This is a genomic window from Streptomyces sp. NBC_01197 (assembly GCF_036010505.1).
GTDB lineage: Bacteria > Actinomycetota > Actinomycetes > Streptomycetales > Streptomycetaceae > Streptomyces.
The window spans coordinates 6,738,182-6,755,665 of record NZ_CP108569.1 but is presented as its reverse complement, the minus strand read 5'-3'; the positions used below and the strand labels follow the sequence as shown (position 1 = coordinate 6,755,665).

Genomic DNA, 17,484 nt, shown 5'->3' with positions numbered 1-17,484 from the left:
CCCACACTGTGGGAAGCGACAACTCGGCGGAGACTGTCCGCACGAGGCTGCTCACCGGGCGGGAGCGAGGAGGCGCCGGATGCGGATTCCGCTGGAGCGACTGCGCAGGGCCGGCCGCTCGCCCTGGTGGCGCGGCGCCGCGGCGCTGCTGGCCGGCGGGCTGCCGATGTTCGCCTTCCCGGCGCCGTCCCTCTGGTGGTTCGCCTATGTGGCCCTGGTGCCCTGGATGCTGCTGGTACGTGCGGCGCCCACGGGGCGGCGGGCCGCCCTGGACGGCTGGCTCGGCGGTACCGGGTTCATGATCACTGTGCACCACTGGCTGATTCCGAGCCTGAATGTCTTCATCGTGGTGCTGGCCGCGCTGCTCGGGCTGCTCTGGGCGCCGTGGGGGTGGCTGGTCCGCTGGATGCTGGGCGGAGCGGCGAGCGCCGCGCGGGTGGCGGCCGCTCTGCTCGTGCTGCCCTCCGGGTGGCTGATGGTCGAGCTGGTGAGGTCCTGGCAGGGGCTCGGCGGCCCCTGGGGGCTGCTGGGCTCCAGCCAGTGGCAGGTCGCACCGGCGCTGCGGCTCGCCTCGGTGGGCGGGGTCTGGCTGGTGAGCCTCCTCGTGGTGGCGGTCAACACCGGAGTCGTGGCGCTGCTGGTGGTCGAGTCGGCCCGTACGACGGCAGCGGCCGGGGTGCTGGCCTGCGCCGTCCTCACCGGGGCCGTCTGGATGTGGGTGCCGCGCCCCGAGACGTCGGGCGGCACGCGGATCGCGGTCGTCCAGCCGGGAGTCGTACCGGGCGTCAACGCCCGCTTCGCCCGCAGTGAGGCGCTGACCCGGCAACTGGCGGGCCGCCATGTCGGCCTGGTGGTGTGGGGTGAGAGCAGCGTCGGCCAGGATCTGGCGGCCCGCCCGGATCTGACGGCGCGTATCGCCCGGCTGTCCCGGGAAACCGGCGCGGACATCCTGGTCAATGTGGATGCCAGGCGGTCCGACGCACCGGGCATCTACAAGAGTTCCGTACTCGTCGGTCCCACCGGGCTGACCGGCGACCGCTACGACAAGATGCGGCTGGTTCCGTTCGGCGAGTACATCCCGGCGCGTTCGCTGCTCGGCTGGGCGACATCGGTAGGGCGGGCCGCGGGCGAGGACCGCAGACACGGCACGCACCAGGTCGTCATGAAGCTGCCCAGCGGACTGCGGGTGGGGCCGCTGATCTGCTTCGAGACAGCCTTCCCCGACATGAGCAGGCAGCTGACGAGGGACGGCTCGCAACTCCTGGTGGCCCAGTCGTCGACCTCATCGTTCCAGCACAGCTGGGCGCCCGAGCAGCACGCGTCGCTGGCCGCGCTGCGGGCGGCCGAGAGCGGCCGCCCGATGGTGCACGCCACGCTCACCGGAGTGAGCGCGGTGTACGGCCCCGGCGGCGACCGGGCCGGCCCCCTGCTGGGAACCGGCCGCAGCACTTCGCAGGTGTACGACATCCCGCTGGCCCACGGCACGACGCTCTACGTCAGGTTCGGCGACTGGCCTGTCCACGGCGCCCTGGCCGTACTCGCCGTGCTGTGCGCCGTCGAAGGGCTGCGCTCGGTCAGACGGCCTGCGCCTGAGCCCGCAGGACCACCCGCTCGCAGAGCTCATGGGTCAGCAGGGCGTCCCTGGCGCTGAGCAGTTTGCCCGCCGTCACCGCTTCGAGGAAGCCCAGCACGCACTGCTCGATGCCGCGCTGGCGTGCCACCGGCACCCAGTCGCCGCGGCGGCGGACCGTCGGCTGCCCCTTGTGGTCGATGGTCTCCGCGAGATTGACGACCTGTCGCTTGGTGCCGTGGCCCGAGACTTCGAGGATCTCCTCGGTGGAGCCGCTCACCCGGTTCATCGAGCCGATCGCGGAGAAACCGTCACCGGACAGGTGGAGCACCACGTGGTGCATCAGCCCGGCACGGATCCGGGCCCGCACATCGACGTGCTCGACCGGGCCCGGCGCCAGGAAGCGGAGGGTGTCGACGACGTGGATGAAGTCGTCGAGCACCAGGGTGCGCGGGTCCTCCGCGAGGTCCGTCCGGTTCTTCTGCATCAGGATCAGGTCGCGCGGGTGGTCGGCGCACTGGGCGTAGCCCGGTGCCAGCCGCCGGTTGAAGCCGACGGCGAGGCTCACACCGCGGTCCTCTGCGAGGGCCACCAGCCGCTCGGACTCGGCGAGTTCGTACGAGAGCGGCTTGTCGACGTACGTCGCCACCCCCTCCCTGAGCAGCCGGCTCACGATCTGGGGGTGCACACCGGTCGGTGCGTGGACGAACGCGGCATCAAGGTTCTGCGCGAGCAGGGAGTCCAGATCGGTGTGGCACCGGTCCGCCGGGATGCGGAAGGTCTCGGCGGTACGGGTGAGGGTCGCCGGGGTCCGGGTCTGGAGATGCAGTTCGATCCCGGGCAGGGCCGTCAGTACCGGCAGATATGCCTTCTGCGCGATGTCCCCGAGCCCGATGCAGCCGACCTTCACAGGGGCCTCCCTATCCGTCTGTCGATCTATCCGTCTGTCGATGTGTCGCTCTGTGCACGTGTCGCTCTGTCGGCCGGCTGCTGACCGGCCTGTCGTGTTCCGGTGCCGTTTCCGGTGCCGTGTGCCTGGGCAGCATACGTGCGCTGCGGCGGCTGCCAGCCCGCGATGTCCGCGAAGGATCGCATCACCAGATTGGGCCCCAGCAGGGAGAACGTACTGATGAGCGCGGTGCGCGCGGCTACCGCCGGTGCGCTGCGCAGCAGGGTCAGCCGGCCTGTCCTGGCGGCCTGGCGGGCGATCGCCGCCGTCCGCGGGAGCCGCTCCGCCGTGTACGCGGCGAGGGCGGCCGTGAGCTCGGCCGACGGGGTGGCGTGGTGGGCGAGGACGACGGCGTCCTCGATGGCCTGGTTACCGCCTTGTCCGAGGCTCGGGGTCATGGCGTGCGCCGCGTCGCCGACCAGTACGGTCCGCCCGCGGTGGTGGGCGGGCAGCGGCTCGGCCAGGTGCCGGACGTCGTGGCGCAGGACCAGGTCCGGTTCGGCCGCCTCGATGAGGCCGGGGACGGGGTCGTGCCATTCGCCGTAACGGCGCCGCAGTTCGGCCTGCTCGTCGTCCGGAGCATGACCGCCTTCGGGCGCCGCCGCGGCGGCGTAACCGTAAACGCGGCCGTCCCGCATCGGCTGGCTGCCCCACAACTGCCCGCGGCCCCAGGTCTCGTGCGGCGGGAAGGGCCGGGCGGGCGCGGGAACGATGACACGCCAGGTGGTGAACCCGGCGTAGACGGGGCCGGGGTGGGCGGGGAAGAGCGTCCGGCGCACGGCGGAGTTGATGCCGTCGGCGCCGACGACGAGCTCCGCTTCGATGTCCCCGTCCACCGTACGCACTACGGCCGGCCTGCCGGGGGTGCCCGGGTCGGCCAGTTCGCGGCCCGTATGCACCCGGCGGGCAGCTGGGCTGCGAGACGGTCCACGAGAGTGGCGCGGGGCAGCAGGACGACGGACCCGCCGAACGCCCGCCGCGCCGCTTCGGTGCTGGTACGTGAGAGCCAGCGGCCGCCCGGTGTGCGCAGTCCGCCGTCCCCCTGCCAGGCGGCCAACGCGCGGATCTCGTCGCCGAGCCCGATGACGTCGAGAGCGCGCTGGGCATTGGGGGCGAGCGAGATGGCCGATCCGACGGATGCGACAGTGGCCGAGCGCTCCAGCACGGTCACCTGCCAGCCGATCCCGTACAGAGCCGCGGCGGCCGTCAGCCCGCCGATTCCGCCGCCGATCACGACGGCGCGGGGCCGGGCGGCCCGGGAGCCGGTTCCCGGCCGGGAGGCCGGGTCGGGCTCCGGCTGGGGGGCGGCCCCCGACAGGGAAGCTGCTTCGCGGAATGCCGGCCTGACAGCCCGCCAGGGGCGGGCACGGATATCGCGTAGCGGGGCCGCCGGCCCGCGGGTGATGATGCTCCGCATGACGACACAGGAACGCCAGGAACCACCCCTCAGGGCCGACGAACGCACCATGCTCGAAGGGTGGCTGGACTACCACCGCGCCACCCTGGCTCACAAGTGCGCCGGGCTCGACGACAAGCAGTTGCGTGAGGCCGCGGTGCCGCCTTCGGAGCTGTCCCTGCTCGGGCTCGTACGGCATATGGTCGAGGTGGAACGAGGCTGGTTCCGCGAGATGATGGAGGGCGAGGACACCCCGCCGCTCTACTTCAGCGAGGAGGACCCGGACGGGGAGTTCCACCTCACCGATGCGGACACCTGGGACGAGGCGTACAGCACCTGGCAGCGGGAGATCGCCTACGCACGCGAGGTGGCGGCCCGCTACTCGCTGGACGACCTCTCCAAGGGGCTCGGCCGGCAGGGCGAGCAGTTCAGCCTGCGGTGGATCTACACCCATATGATCGAGGAGTACGCCCGCCACAACGGTCACGCGGATCTGCTCCGGGAGTGTATCGACGGCGTCACCGGCGCCTAGCCGCGCTCACCCGTGCGGGGGCAATGTCGGCTTCCGGCACCCGGAACGGCCCCTGCGGGCAGCAGAGTTGGTCGGGTGCACCGAACGAAGATCATCACTCTGGCCCTGCTGGGTGCAGCCGTCTGGGCCGCCACCGGCTGCGTTGCCGTCCCCCCGGCGCCCCCGCCCCCGCCCGGACCGTCCCGGACGCCCGGCCACCACGCGCAGGACACCGGCCCGCAGATCGTGCAGGGCCCGCCTGTCGAAGCGCTGGAGACCGTACCTCCCGGGACGGGGCCCGGCCACCGGACCGCCGTCCCACCCCCGGGCCGCCCGCCCGCACGCCGCCCGGGCGGCGAAGCCGGGCCGGGGCTCAGTGCCGGTACCGGCCCGGCACCGGTCCGCCACACGGTCCGGCCCTCACACCCCCGTACGGCGCATCCACGCCGCGTCCAACCCGCGCAGTCGGCGCCGCCTCGGCTCCCGAAGCACGCGGCCCACCCGTCCGGCACCAACGCGGATGTCTGCGCGCTCGGCGAGGGCTACGGAGGCTGGCCGCAGGACAGCCCCCAGGCGCGGATCTGCCACCAGACGTACGGCCGGTGATGCACGGCCCCCTCAACCCGCCCGCACCGTTCACCGCTACCCCCTCGGCCCCTCCCCCTCACCCCTCCCCCAGCCGCCACTCCAACCGCTCGATCGCCGCCCGTACGCCGTCCCCGTAACCGTCGTCGGCCAGTTCGCCCGTCGCGGACCGCGCACGCCCCAGATGCACACGCGCGGCCTCTCTGCGCTCCAGCTTCAGGTAGTCGGCCGCGAGGTTGAGGTGCAGGGAGGGGTAGAAGCCGCGGACGGCTGCCGCGGCGTCGGGGCGGCCGACGTGCTCGTCGTCCAGGCCCTCGGCCGCGGCCAGCGCCCGCAGATCCCAGAGCAGCTCGTCCTCGGGATCGTCCTGGGTGTCCGCCATGTAATGCGCGAGGGTGCAGCGGTGCAGAGCGTCGCCGGACTCGCCGATCTCGTCCCACAACCCGGCGAACCGGTTGCGGGCCTCCTCCCGGTCGCCTCCGTGCAGCAGCATGATCACTTGGCCGATCCTGCTCATGACGACGTCCCCCGACGTCTCCCGCTGCGCCTCCGTCACCGCTGCCTCCTGTAGCCGCCCACACACGGATGTCCGGTTCGTCCCGGCATACCACCGACGCTAGCCGCAACCTCGGGTGAACCCGGTCAGCCCAGGTCGGGGATCCGCCAGTCGATCGGCGCGTGGCCCTGCCCGGCGACCGCCTTGTCGATCTGCGTGAAGGGCCGCGAGCCGAAGAACTTCTTCGCGGAGAGCGGCGAGGGGTGGGCGCCCTTCACCACCACGTGACGCTCCTCGTCGATCAGCGGCAGTTTCTTCTGTGCGTAGTTGCCCCAGAGGACGAAGACCGCGGGGTCGGGGCGCGCGGCCACAGCGCTGATCACCGCGTCTGTGAACCTTTCCCAGCCCTTTCCCTTGTGCGAGTTGGCCTCCGAGGCGCGCACCGTGAGCACCGCGTTGAGCAGAAGGACGCCCTGCTCGGCCCACGGCATCAGATAGCCGTTGTCCGGGACCGGGTGGCCGAGCTCCTCCTTCATCTCCTTGTAGATGTTCCGCAGGGAGGGCGGGGTCCGGACCCCCGGGCGCACCGAGAAGCAGAGCCCGTGGCCCTGGCCCTCGCCGTGGTACGGGTCCTGGCCGAGGATCAGCACCTTCACCCTGTCGTACGGCGTGGCGTCCAGCGCGGCGAAGACCTCGTCGCGCGGCGGGTAGACCGGCCCCTTGGCCCGCTCCTCCTCGACGAAAGCCGTCAGCTCCTTGAAGTAGGGCTTCTCCAGCTCATCGCCGAGGACGCCGCTCCAGGATGCGGGCAGCATGTCGGTTCCGGTCACGTCAACAACCTCCGGTGTGCGATCCGTTCTTCCTCACTGAACCTACCGGCGACCTCTGACAACGGCCCCGGACGGATGTCCGGGGCCGTGCGGTGAGCGGGCTCCGCGGGCGGAGCTGCGGGTGGGGGCCCCGGGCGGGCCGGGACTCAGCCGACGCCCGCGTTGAGGAAGATCCCGCCGTCGACCACCAGGGTCTGCCCGGTGACCCAGCCCGACTGGTCGGACGTGAGGAACGCGGCGGCGCCCCCGATGTCCGCGGGCACTCCGAGCCTGCCCAGCGGGTACGCGGCGGCTGCCTCCGCCTCGCGGCCTTCGTACAGCGCCTCGGCGAACTTCGTCTTCACCACGGCGGGCGCGATGGCGTTGACCCGTACGACCGGGGCGAACTCGTGCGCCAGCTGGAGGGTGAGGTTGACCATCGCGGCCTTGCTCATGCCGTACGCGCCGATGAACGGCGAGGCGGAGACACCGGCGACGGACGCGATGTTCACGATCGCGCCGCCGTTCTCCTTCTGCCACGCCTTCCAGGTTTGCTGGGCGAAGCCGAGCGCCGAGATGACATTGGTCTCGTAGACCTTGCGCGCCACGTTCAGATCCATCTCGGCCATCGGCCCGAACACCGGGTTCGTACCGGCGTTGTTGACCAGGTGGTCGACCCTGCCGAACACCTCCATGGTCCGCTCGACGGCCGCCGCCTGGTGCGCCTCGTCATGGGCCTTGCCCGCGACGCCGATCGCCCGGTCGGCGCCGAGCTGCTCCACCGCCGCCTTGAGCGCGTCCTCGTTACGGCCGGTGATGCAGACCCGGTCGCCGCGGGCGACGAACGCCTCGGCGATCCCGTATCCGATACCGCGGCTCGCGCCGGTGATCAGCGCGACCTTCCCGCTGTCCTGTGCAGTCATCTCCGTCGATCCCCTTGTGATTCCCGTGACTCCCTTGAGTCCCGGCTCAGTTGAGCGGTCCGCCGGCGACGTACATGACCTGTCCGGACACGAAGCCCGCGTCCTCGCCGGTGAAGAAGGCGATGGCGTTGGCGATGTCCTCGGGCCTGCCGACACGCTGCACCGGGATCTGGGTGGCGGCGGCGGCCTGGAACTCCTCGAAGCCCATACCGACGCGCGCCGCGGTCTGCGCGGTCATCTCGGTGACGATGAAGCCGGGAGCGACGGCGTTGGCGGTGACGCCGAACTTGCCGAGCTCCTTGGCGAGCGTCTTGGTGAAGCCCTGGAGGCCGGCCTTCACGGCGGAGTAGTTCGCCTGGCCGCGGTTGCCCAGCGCCGAGCTGGAGGACAGGCTGACGATCCGGCCGAACTTGGCATCCACCATGTGCTTCTGGACAGCCTTGGACATCAGGAACGCACCCTTGAGGTGGACGTTCATGACCATGTCCCAGTCCGACTCGCTCATCTTGAAGAGCAGGTTGTCGCGGAGGACACCGGCGTTGTTGACGAGGATCGTCGGGGCGCCGAGCTCGGCCGCGACCCGGGCAACCGCAGCTTCGACCTGGGTGCTGTCCGAGACATCACAGCTCACAGCGATGGACCGGCCGCCCGCGGAGGTGATCTGCTCGACGGTGTCCTTGCAGGCCGCCTCGTCGAGGTCGAGTACGGCGACGGCGCGGCCCTCCGCCGCCAGACGTACAGCGGTGGCGGCGCCAATGCCGCGCGCGGCCCCGGTCACGATGGCAACACGCTGCTCAGTGGTGGACATACTGGCTCTCCTCGCCCTCGGATCGCGGCCCCCAATTACTGAGCAACCGCTTAGTACCTTCAGCAGACGAGACGCTAGAAGGCCTGGCACCCGGTGTCAACGGCACACGGGATCAGCAGTGAACGTCACACCGGGTGCCACCCCGTCAGCGCACCAGCAACGCGAGCAGCCGGTCGGCCTCCGCGCCCGGGTCGGTGGTCAGCCCGGTGTGCACAGGACCGGGCTGTACGACCGTCGAACGGGGGGCGATCAGCCAGCGGAACCGGCGCCCCGCGTCGTCGGGGCCCGCCTGGCCGGCCGCCTCGCCACCATGGCAGACCCCTTCAACGGCGCGCAGCGCGGCGCGTACCCCGACGACGTCTGCGTGCGGGTCGAGCATCTTCAGCTTCGCCTCGTCCAGGTGCGTGCGTGCGACGACGAACGACCTGGCCCGGCAGTAGACCAGGACTCCCGCGTTGAACATCTCGCCGCGGTCGACCCGTGGCATCACCCGCACCAGCGCGTACTCGTAGACATCCCGGTGACCGGGATCACGACCGGTCACCGGGTGCCGTCCTTCTTCTCGTCCTGCTGCCGTGCGGGGGGCGCGAGGCGCTCGGCGAGCCAGCCGGGGGCGCGGGACGGGCCGGTGGGGGTCTGCGGCCCGAACGTGATCCGGGTGTGCACGGATGCGGCCCTCTCCAGCAGGACCTCCACATACGCGCGCCGCAGCTCATCGGTGGTACCGAAGCCGGCCTCCTCCTCCAGCCAGGCTTCCGGCACATCGGCGGCGACCTCGGTGAGCAGCTCCTCGGTGACCAGCGGAGCCAGCTCGGCGGCGGCGGACGCCACATCGGGGGCGAAGGTGGCAAGGACGTGGTCGGACGCGTCGTACGGCTTGCTGCCGTAGTTCTTCGCGGAGGGCCAGTTGTGGTGCCAGATCATGGTGGCGCCGTGGTCGATGAGCCAGAGATCGCCGTGCCAGACAAGCATGTTGGGGTTGCGCCAGGAGCGGTCGACGTTGTTGATCACCGCGTCGAACCAGACGATCCGCCCGGCCTCCTCCGGGCCGACCTGGTAAGCGAGCGGATCGAAGCCGAGCGACCCCGGCAGGTAGTCCATCCCGAGGTTCAGCCCGCCGCTGGCCTTCAGCAGCTCCTGCACCTCCTGGTCGGGCTCGGACAGCCCGATGACGGGGTCCAGCTGCATCTGTACGAGCTCGGGCACACGCAGCCCGAGCCTGCGGCCGAGCTGACCACAGATGACCTCGGCCACGAGCGTCTTACGGCCCTGCCCGGCGCCGGTGAACTTCATGACATACGTACCGAGGTCGTCGGCCTCGACGATCCCGGGGAGCGATCCGCCCTCACGCAGGGGCGTGACGTAGCGGGTCGCGGTGACCTCTCTCAGCATTTTCCCAGGCCACCTGTTTCTTCAGCTTTGCGAGCCGCGGCCAACTCTGGAAGGGCGTAGCAGCGGCAATCACCCTTCAACGGGCGTGGGGAGAATCTGGGAGTCCCGACCGGCATGCCGATCCCTCCACTCCCCGAGCAGTCCGTCGATGGCGGCGCCCCTTGCTTCCGGCCCCTTGTTTCCGGCCTACGGCATGAGGTGAGCATAGTAACCGAGGGTGATCGCAGGCGAGGAGGGCCCGAGCCACCGCGCCAGGGTCAGGACAGACTCTGCGGCCTCCAGCACAATCGTGGCGTAGGTGGGCCGCAGCACGTGAGAGCCGTCCTTCCAGGGAGACGCGTGACCTCCCTCGCCCCACAGGCGTTGTCCACCATCGACTCCGTGACAAGCCAAGCGCTCCTGGCTGGGCATGCTCGGTCACGGCGCCCGCGGCCGTCTTCTGCGCGTCCCTGGGTCGGCTGCCCGCTGCGGCTGCAGATCAGGCCTGAGCGCTACAACGAGGGGGTGACCGTCTTCCTCTGTTCCAAGTGTGGCGCTGCGATCACGCCGGAGCTGGCCAGGCTTGCCGCTGCCTCTGAGCTTTCGGACGGCGAACGCGAGCAGGAGAAGAAGACACACGAGGCACCTTCCACTGTTCCCCGGGGCCGCTACGCGATCGATCCCGAGCCTTGGGGGCCTCCCTACGTCGTGCAGGAGGATCAGGAGAACCCCAAGCCGGCTCAGCCGCGCGGACCTGTGATCTGCCCCGGAGATGGATTCGTCATCTCCGCGGGCAGACGACACACAGTGCTGACAAACCCGGAGGACGCCGCCGGCCTTCAGCCGCTGCCCAACTGGAGGAACAGCAATGGGTGCTGCGGGCCGAAAGGCGACGAGGGGCGCAACCCAGGACTCCAGTGAGTACGGATACGTCGTCGTGCCCGGGGGCGACAGCGCCAGTCGGCGCAACGGGACAACAGCGTCCGATCGGAGCGCTATTTTTTCGGGGCTTGGCTGCTCTTTCCGTTCCCTGATCGCGTCGGAGGCTGTTACGAGTCCAGCGCCAGGGGTACAAAACCACGCATGGGGTTCATCCACAACACATATCGCCCGGGTCGCTCCGGTCTCGGACCGGCCGCCACCGTAGGCATCGGCGTCGCAGCAGGCGTGACAGCTGCGGTCGGCCTCCTGTTCGGCCGCAAGATGACCACGATCAGCAAGATCGGGAAGGGGCATCCGCTCAAACACCGGGCGCTGGACCTGGCCGCCGGCGCGATGCAGCCGAAATACCCCCTCGACGCGATGAGTACGTATCTCAACGGCTTCCACATGTACGCCGACGACATGGGTCGGCAGGTGGAGGCCACACACTTCTGCATCCATCTCCAGCACGACCTGCACCAGTGCGTGATCTTCGACCGCAATGCGCCCGACGCCCGCCTGATCGGCATCGAGTACATCATCAGCGAGGAACGTTTCCGCGGTCTGCCCGATGACGAGAAGCGGCTTTGGCACAGTCACCACTACGAGGTCAAGTCCGGCAGTCTCACCGCCCCCGGTATCCCCGATATGGCCGAACACGCCTACTTCGAGGACCTCGTGACCACCTACGGGAAGACCTTCCACACGTGGCAGTACGACCGCGACGACTTCCCCTACGGAATCCCGCAGCTGATGATGGGCTTCACCCAGGACGGGCAGGCCGCGGACGAGATGGTCCAGGCCCGGGACGACAGGCTCGGCATCTCGACTTCCGGCAAGCGGGAAAACCGGGCGGACATCCCCATGCCGGACGTGGCACCGGGAGCCAACGCCTGGGAAAGCGGCCGCACTGTGCAGACACGCATCGAGGAAATGGACTTCAAGCGGTAGCCGGTACGCCCGGACCCGCTCCCCGTGTCAGCCGGACGTGACGCCGTCGCGTCGCGCCGAGGGCAGAACGGAGTGCGCCGCACGTTCCCCGGAGGCAGGGGCCTTCGGCCCGGCTTGGTCGGCGCCCGTCTCGGTCGAGGCCCGGTTCAGCCGGTCCGGCCGCCCAGGGCTGGCTGCCGGTCGAAGGGGCGGCCCAAGAGGGAGCAGTCGGTGGGTGCGTGCACGGAGGCCGGGGCACTCCAGGGCTCATGGCTCCAGTCCTTCGGGGAGCGCCGCCGCGGATACCAAGGCCGAGCGCTGAGCCCTGGCCAGCAAACGGCAGGCCGGAACGTCGATCATGTTGTCCGGGCAACGACGAGCGCCCGCTCCGTCGTGGAGGACTGCGTTCCCGGACAGACGCTGTCCCCCGGTCCGTGCGGCCCGCGCGGCAACGCGCACCTCCCCCGGCCAGAACCAGGTGGCACCCAGATCGAGGGCACCGCCGTCGACGGGCGTGCTCAGCAGACGACCGCCGCGAGCAGTGGTTGGCCGCCTGGTCCTGACAGGTGGTCGAGGAGACCACGTTGCCGCGCACGTCTGGCCTGTGACGGTCATCGCCCCGCCGGCGTCGGTGACGGTGTGCTCGAATCCACCGGTGTCGTAGCCGAAGATAGCCCCGTTGCCGAGACCATCGGTCTCGGTCAGGGCCCGGTTGCCGCTTCGACCGCCATCCTCCGTACGGCGTATCGGGTGACATGAGCCGCGCCTTCCGCGCGCCTGACGGTGTGTCCCCCCGGACTCCGCGCAGGCTGGGCTTGACCCTTGGAGGCGTCTCATGTCTGTGCCCGCCACACCTCGCCAGATGTCGACTGTCCTGGCCGCTCTGGCCGTGGGTATTCCAGCCCTGGCTCTCGTGTTGTCCAGTTCCGCAGGCGCCGCCACCGGCGTCCCCGAGCCCTCCCACCCCGGGGATGACTTCGCCGGCTCCCAGATCCTCAGACATGAGGACACCAGCAGGAGTGGCGTCGCACTCGCCGCCGCCTGGGGCACAGAGGGCGTCGACGTCAGCAGTTATCAGCACAACGTCGCATGGTCCACGCTCCGGAAGGCCGGCGTGAGGTTTGCCTACGTAAAGGCGACGGAGTCGACCAGCTACAAGAACCCGTCTTTCACCCAGCAGTACAACGGGTCGTACAGGGCCGGCATCATCCGGGGCTCCTACCATTTCGCCACTCCCAACACCTCCAGCGGCGCCACCCAGGCCAAGTACTTCCTCGCTCACGGCGGCGGCTGGTCCAAGGACGGCAAGACCCTGCCCGGCGCCCTGGATCTGGAGTACAACCCCTACGGAGCCTCCTGTTACGGACTGAGCCACCAGGGCATGGTCAACTGGATCAGGGACTTTTCCAGGACCTACAGGGCGAAGACCAGCCGGGATGTCGTCGTGTACACCTCCACCAACTGGTGGAAGTCCTGTACGGGGAACAACTCCGGGTTCGGCAAGACCAATCCGCTGTGGGTGCCGCACTACGGTTCGTCCGTCGGAGTCCTGCCTGCGGGCTGGAAGGTCCAGACCTTCTGGCAGTACACCTCCAAGGGAGCGACGGTCGGTGACCATGACCGGTTCAATGGGAAGCTCGCCCGCGTGAAGGCCCTCGCCAACGGCTGACCCGGGTGACTGCGGTGGCGACGGATCGGGCAGGCGCCGGCTACGGCATCAGCACGATCCGTCCGGAGAACGCGGGCTGATCCGCACCGGGCGCCCCATCGATGATGACGCCGTAGCCCGCAGGAGGGTCTTCATCCAGCCCTCCCCCAGCACTCGCCCGCCCCCGCCCCCGCGGCGTGGCTGCCGTCGAGTCCTTCAGGCCAGGCGGACCCGGCCGCCCGGGAGGGTGCGGCAGGTGGCCTGCAGCAGTACGCGGCCGAGCAGCACAGGGGCGCAGACGGTGTCGGACCCGTGCGCCGTGCCGGCGGCGAACAGCAGGAGGTCGGTGTGCGGGACGACCGACGCGAACGAGTTGTCGGTGACGGTGACGATGGTCAGACCGGCCCCCCGCGCGTAGGCCAGGGCGTCGACAACCTCGCGCGGGTGGCCGGGCGGGGCGAAGCACAGCAGGGCTGATGCGCCGGCCCGCACGGCGGCGTCGATGCGGTCGGTGAGCACTGTTCCTCCCTCGTCGAGCAACCGGATGTCGGGGTGCACCGTACGAGCGAAACCGGCGAAGTCGCCTGCCTGGGCGGCGGCGGCCCGCAGACCCAGCACCGGCAGCGGGTGAGAGGCGGCGAGCAGCCGGCCCGCGCGGACGACGGACACCGGGTCGGCGAGGGCTGTGGCCAGGCTGCTGAGGTTGTCGATCTCGGCATGGACCAGCTTCTGGTAGACGTTTGCTTCTGCTACAGCGGACCCTGGCTCGGCGGTGACGACCTCCCGCAGGTGGCGGCGCAGGGCCGGGTAGCCGTCGAAGCCCAGAGCCATGGCGAACCGGGTGACGGTCGGCTGACTGACGCCCGCCAGCTCGGCCAGCGCGACGCTGGAGAGGAACGGCACCTCAGCTGGGCGACGCAGCATGCTCTGCGCGATGCGCCCCTGCGCGGGGGTCAGCCGACAGCCCTCCACCAACTGCCGCAGCCGGGTGGCGACGGGGTTGGGGATCTCAGCGTGCTGGGGTGCCGGCACGGCCGTATCGCCCCCCGCCGGATGCGACAGGTGCCGCCGTCCCCCCGCCTGATGCGTGCCCCGGCCGGCCGGCGGATCGCCTCGTGCGCTCGTGTCCCACCGGTCACAGGCCGGGTGAGCCGGAGGCCGGGGTGAGGGTGACGATCGCTGCCGCCCCTTCGACACGCACCGCGCCGGCGTCCTGGCCGGAGAACACGGCCGCGTCCAACCGGTCGAGGGTCACGCTTGGCTCGTCGAAGGTCACCGTGCCCATCAGGGCGACCACGAGGACCAGCTCTCCACGGCGGGTGCCGAGGGAGAAGCCTTCATGGGCCACTTCGACGTGCGCGGTGGCCCTGGTCCGCCGGGTCATGACGTTGAAATCGACGATGGGACCGCTGAGCAGTCGGCAGATGGTGGTCGCGTCTCCCGGAAAGGCGAAGGGCTGGTTGGGGGTGGCGACCGTGTGCGGTGCCCCGTCGACCGTGAGCTCCATCCCCGGCCCCTCCACGAGGGTGATGACCCGGTCGACCCCGGTGAAGGTGGAAAACGGTCCCCCCTGCCCGACCTCGGCGAGACTCACCCGCCAGGAGAAATCGTCCAGTCCGGCCCCGGCCGGGCCCGCGGCGACCTCGCGGGTGATGCCGCCGCCGTTCTTCCAGGGCGTCACCGTCCGGTCGTGCGCCCGGAGCACGCTGAACTCTCTGGTCACGCTCGTTCACTTCCTCGTATGCCTGTGTCTGCTGCCGTTGGTCCGGTCCCGCCCGTCGTCAAGTGGCCGGGATGCGCGGTCTGTTCCTTCAACGCGGATTCGGTGAACACCCGGTACCCGGTGTCAGGCCGGTATCCGTGGATCTCACGGGTGTCGAGGGCTTCCATGTACCGCAGCACCGCTTCGTTGATCACCTGTCCCGGTACCAGTACGGGGAAGCCCGGAGGGTAGGGGGTGACGAAGGTGGCCGAGACGACCTCGCGGCCCCCGGTGACGGCCTCTCCGACCTCGTCGGACGGCAGGTATTCGCACTGGGTGTCGTCGTAGGCCAGAAAGAACGCGGTGCGCAGGTCGCCCTCCGGGGTGTGCACACCCGGACGGAAAGCGGCGTGGAACTCGCTGAAGTCCGGCAGCGCGGCCGAACGGTCGTTGAGAGCGGCTCTCCGCCTGTGGTGCACGGCTCGTTCGCGCGGGTTCATCTCCTCGATGTTCTCCCTGAGTTCCTCGACGATCTTTACGAGGACCTCGATGAGATAGGCGACCGCGCTGCGCGTGGTGCCGATCGTGGTCATGAACAGCAGCGTGTTACGGGTGGTCTTGTTGACCTGGACGCCGTAACGGTCCATGAGGTGCTCGTGCTTGAAGGTGTCGCCGTCGATCCCGGTGCGGCCGATGTGCAGCGTCGCCCGCGTGGGATCGAGGACGAACTCGTCTTCCTGCCAGGCGGCGGACATACGGGCCAGCCCGGTGCGCAGCGGCTGCTCCACGCCGGAGGAGCGGAAGCGGGCGGGGATCAGCTCGGGTGTGGTGAGGAAGTGCAAGTAGCGGCTGAGCAGCGGATGCTGGTCGATCGCGTCCCGCAGCACCCCCGCCTGCTCCAGCTGCTTCTGGACCAGTTCGAAACCCTCCAGCACGGCCTGTCTGCGGCCGAGGTCGAGGGAGGCGAGGATCTGGTAGTTGGGCGAGGTCGAGGTGTGCGTCATGTACGCCTCGCGGAAGGTTTCCGCCACCTTGTGCCGGAACTCCTGGTCGAAGACGTGGATCATCGACCCCTGGCGCAGTGACGTGAGCGTCTTGTGCGTGGACTGGGTGGCGTAGACCCTGACCCGCACGGTGTCCGGGTCGGGCATCAGCCGGTGGCTGAGCAAGGTCGCTTCGTCCGGTTCATCCCCCAACTCCCGCCTGTGTGCGGCGTACCGCTCGGGGTAGTCCGCGTCCCGGTAGCGGTCGGTCAGCTCCCGGGCCGCGGCCATCGCGGTGCGGCGCCGGTAGACGGGGTGGAAGCGGGCGAAGGCGAACCACGCCTCGTCCCAGAGGAACGCCAGGTCCGGCTTGAGAGCCAGACACTCCTCCATCACCCGGGAGGGGTTGTAGACGATTCCGTCGAAGGTGCAGTTGGTGAGGAGGAGAAGTTTCACCCGGTCCAGGAGGCCCTCGCGGCGCAGCATCAGCAGCTTCCGCTTGATCTCTTCGATCGGCACCGCGCCGTACATGCCGTACTGGTCGAGCGGATACGCGTCGAGGTAGACGACATGGGCGCCGGCCAGCATCAGTCCGTAGTGGTGGGACTTGTGGCAGTTGCGGTCCACGAGCACGACGTCGCCGGGCCGGACCAGGGCCTGTACGACGACCTTGTTGGCGGTGGAGGTGCCGTTGGTGACGAAGTACGTCTGCCGCGCGCCGAACGCGCGGGCCGCCAGGTCCTGGGCCTCACGCAGCGGGCCGGTGGGCTCCAGGAGTGAGTCCAGGCCGCCGGAGGTGGCTGAGGTCTCGGCGAGCAGGATGTTCAGTCCGAAGAAGCGGGCCATGTCCGGGATCCAGTGGGAGGTGACCACGGAGGTGCCGCGCGAGATGGGCAGGGCGTGGAAGACGCCGGAGGGCCGCCGGCTGTGGGCCCGCAGCGCGTTGAAGAAGGGCGCGCGGTACCGCTCGCCGATGCCGTGCAGGATGGACAGGTGCAGTTCGAGGAGGCCCTCGCGGGCGTGGAAGACCCTCGCGAACCGGCGGCTGAGCGAACCCGCGGTCCGCTCAACCGATGCCTCCGTCATCAGATAGAGGTCCAGCTCCGGCCGCAGGGCGAGCAGGCGGTCGCCGAGCAACTGCGCCCGCTGCTCGGGCTGTCGGCCGCATGGGATGTACTGCCCGGCGTCGCCCTCGAAGAAGCGCCGCAGCACCTGAAGGTCGTGCGCGGACCGGTCGGCGAAGCGGTGGCGGATGACGACCGCCTGCACGCTGGAGTTGACCAGCGCGGTGACCACCGCGTCCTCGAAGCCAGGGGCGATGACGAGGCTGTAGACGAACTCGTCCTCGTCACGGCGCTGCCGGCGAAGTTCGTCGCGCAGTGCCCGTTCCTCGTCGTCGTCGAGTTCACCGACGACCAGGACCTCGAAGTACGGCTTCGATGTCGGCGCGCCCGGGTCGTACCCCGCTGTGTCGTCGGCCTCCGCCGGACCGTCGGCCGGTATCGGCGGGGAGGCGGCATGGTGGTACGAGTCGGTGCTCAGCGCCCGGTTCAGCTCCTCCGCGCGCTGTGACAGCCTCCGGTGGTCGCCCGTCTCGTGCAGCCCGCGGAGTTCGGCGAGGCCGGCCTTGCCGGGGAAGGCCCAGCAGTTCTCGATCGGGGTGAGCAGCTGGAAGAGCTCCTCCAGACGCGCGACCTCGTGTTCGCCGGGCGGCCGGTGCGTGAGTTCGCCCAGCGAGCTCCAGGCGTCGGCGCGCAGCTGGCGGACGCTGTTGTGGACGGTGGCGGTCAGCGGATCGGGGTTGGGCTGGTCGGCGGCGGGTGAATCCCCCGTGTGCGTACCGGCGTTCACGGATGCTGCGGCGGCTGCCTCGTCGCCCATC

Annotated in this window: 16 protein-coding genes and 1 pseudogene; 6 read left to right on the top strand and 11 right to left on the bottom strand. The window is 70.1% G+C overall.

Annotated elements, in window-relative coordinates; genetic code table 11:
* Positions 1–79 precede the first annotated feature (79 nt).
* The gene (lnt, locus tag OG452_RS31015) at positions 80–1,651 is read left to right on the top strand and encodes an apolipoprotein N-acyltransferase (RefSeq protein WP_327298852.1); all 1,572 of its coding nucleotides are present in this window, start codon (positions 80–82) and stop codon (positions 1,649–1,651) included.
* On the opposite strand, the gene OG452_RS31010 is transcribed toward lnt, so the two are convergent.
* Together OG452_RS31010 and OG452_RS31005 are read right to left on the bottom strand one after the other, a co-directional pair.
* Positions 1,575–2,480, bottom strand: coding sequence for a Gfo/Idh/MocA family protein (locus OG452_RS31010; protein ID WP_327298851.1), 906 nt, complete (start codon positions 2,478–2,480; stop codon positions 1,575–1,577). The genes lnt and OG452_RS31010 overlap by 77 nt on opposite strands.
* 26 nt (positions 2,481–2,506) lie before the next feature.
* A pseudogene (locus OG452_RS31005) lies at positions 2,507–3,753 on the bottom strand (FAD-dependent monooxygenase).
* Between the two features lie 181 nt (positions 3,754–3,934).
* Here OG452_RS31005 and OG452_RS31000 point away from each other — a divergent pair.
* On the top strand, positions 3,935–4,447 hold the full coding sequence (locus OG452_RS31000) for a DinB family protein (protein ID WP_327298850.1): 513 nt from the start codon (positions 3,935–3,937) through the stop codon (positions 4,445–4,447).
* Between the two features lie 75 nt (positions 4,448–4,522).
* Entirely contained in the window at positions 4,523–5,032 is a 510-nt protein-coding gene (locus OG452_RS30995) for a hypothetical protein (RefSeq protein ID WP_327298849.1), read from the top strand.
* Between the two features lie 58 nt (positions 5,033–5,090).
* On the opposite strand, the gene OG452_RS30990 is transcribed toward OG452_RS30995, so the two are convergent.
* The 6 genes from OG452_RS30990 to OG452_RS30965 all read right to left on the bottom strand — a co-directional run bounded on the left by OG452_RS30990 (position 5,091) and on the right by OG452_RS30965 (position 9,439).
* Positions 5,091–5,528 (bottom strand): hypothetical protein, encoded by a 438-nt coding sequence (locus tag OG452_RS30990; protein WP_327299843.1) that lies wholly within the window; start codon positions 5,526–5,528, stop codon positions 5,091–5,093.
* A gap of 125 nt (positions 5,529–5,653) precedes the next feature.
* Positions 5,654–6,337, bottom strand: a complete 684-nt coding sequence (gene ung / locus OG452_RS30985) for a uracil-DNA glycosylase (protein ID WP_327298848.1) — start codon at positions 6,335–6,337, stop codon at positions 5,654–5,656.
* Between the two features lie 146 nt (positions 6,338–6,483).
* Positions 6,484–7,239: an SDR family oxidoreductase gene (locus tag OG452_RS30980; protein ID WP_327298847.1), complete on the bottom strand. Its 756-nt coding sequence runs from the start codon at positions 7,237–7,239 to the stop codon at positions 6,484–6,486.
* Positions 7,240–7,285: 46 nt separating this feature from the next.
* Entirely contained in the window at positions 7,286–8,047 is a 762-nt protein-coding gene (gene fabG / locus OG452_RS30975; RefSeq protein ID WP_327298846.1) for a 3-oxoacyl-ACP reductase FabG, read from the bottom strand.
* 145 nt (positions 8,048–8,192) lie between these two features.
* Positions 8,193–8,534: a DUF3037 domain-containing protein gene (locus OG452_RS30970; RefSeq protein ID WP_327299842.1), complete on the bottom strand. Its 342-nt coding sequence runs from the start codon at positions 8,532–8,534 to the stop codon at positions 8,193–8,195.
* 53 nt (positions 8,535–8,587) lie between these two features.
* Positions 8,588–9,439, bottom strand: coding sequence for a HipA family kinase (locus OG452_RS30965; RefSeq protein WP_327298845.1), 852 nt, complete (start codon positions 9,437–9,439; stop codon positions 8,588–8,590).
* A 504-nt stretch (positions 9,440–9,943) separates the two neighbouring features.
* Here OG452_RS30965 and OG452_RS30960 point away from each other — a divergent pair.
* The 3 genes from OG452_RS30960 to OG452_RS30950 all read left to right on the top strand — a co-directional run bounded on the left by OG452_RS30960 (position 9,944) and on the right by OG452_RS30950 (position 12,938).
* Complete coding sequence (locus OG452_RS30960) at positions 9,944–10,339, top strand: hypothetical protein (protein WP_327298844.1); 396 nt, start codon at positions 9,944–9,946, stop codon at positions 10,337–10,339.
* A 162-nt stretch (positions 10,340–10,501) separates the two neighbouring features.
* Positions 10,502–11,290, top strand: a complete 789-nt coding sequence (locus OG452_RS30955) for an OBAP family protein (protein ID WP_327298843.1) — start codon at positions 10,502–10,504, stop codon at positions 11,288–11,290.
* Positions 11,291–12,131: 841 nt separating this feature from the next.
* Positions 12,132–12,938 (top strand): lysozyme, encoded by an 807-nt coding sequence (locus OG452_RS30950; RefSeq protein ID WP_327298842.1) that lies wholly within the window; start codon positions 12,132–12,134, stop codon positions 12,936–12,938.
* Positions 12,939–13,133: 195 nt separating this feature from the next.
* On the opposite strand, the gene OG452_RS30945 is transcribed toward OG452_RS30950, so the two are convergent.
* The 3 genes from OG452_RS30945 to OG452_RS30935 all read right to left on the bottom strand — a co-directional run bounded on the left by OG452_RS30945 (position 13,134) and on the right by OG452_RS30935 (position 17,483).
* Positions 13,134–13,925 (bottom strand): MurR/RpiR family transcriptional regulator, encoded by a 792-nt coding sequence (locus tag OG452_RS30945; protein WP_442810175.1) that lies wholly within the window; start codon positions 13,923–13,925, stop codon positions 13,134–13,136.
* A gap of 127 nt (positions 13,926–14,052) precedes the next feature.
* On the bottom strand, positions 14,053–14,640 hold the full coding sequence (locus tag OG452_RS30940; RefSeq protein WP_327298840.1) for a HutD/Ves family protein: 588 nt from the start codon (positions 14,638–14,640) through the stop codon (positions 14,053–14,055).
* The gene (locus tag OG452_RS30935) at positions 14,637–17,483 is read right to left on the bottom strand and encodes an aminotransferase class I/II-fold pyridoxal phosphate-dependent enzyme (protein ID WP_327298839.1); all 2,847 of its coding nucleotides are present in this window, start codon (positions 17,481–17,483) and stop codon (positions 14,637–14,639) included. Before OG452_RS30935 ends, OG452_RS30940 begins: the two co-directional genes overlap by 4 nt.
* Between the last annotated feature and the right edge of the window lies 1 nt (position 17,484).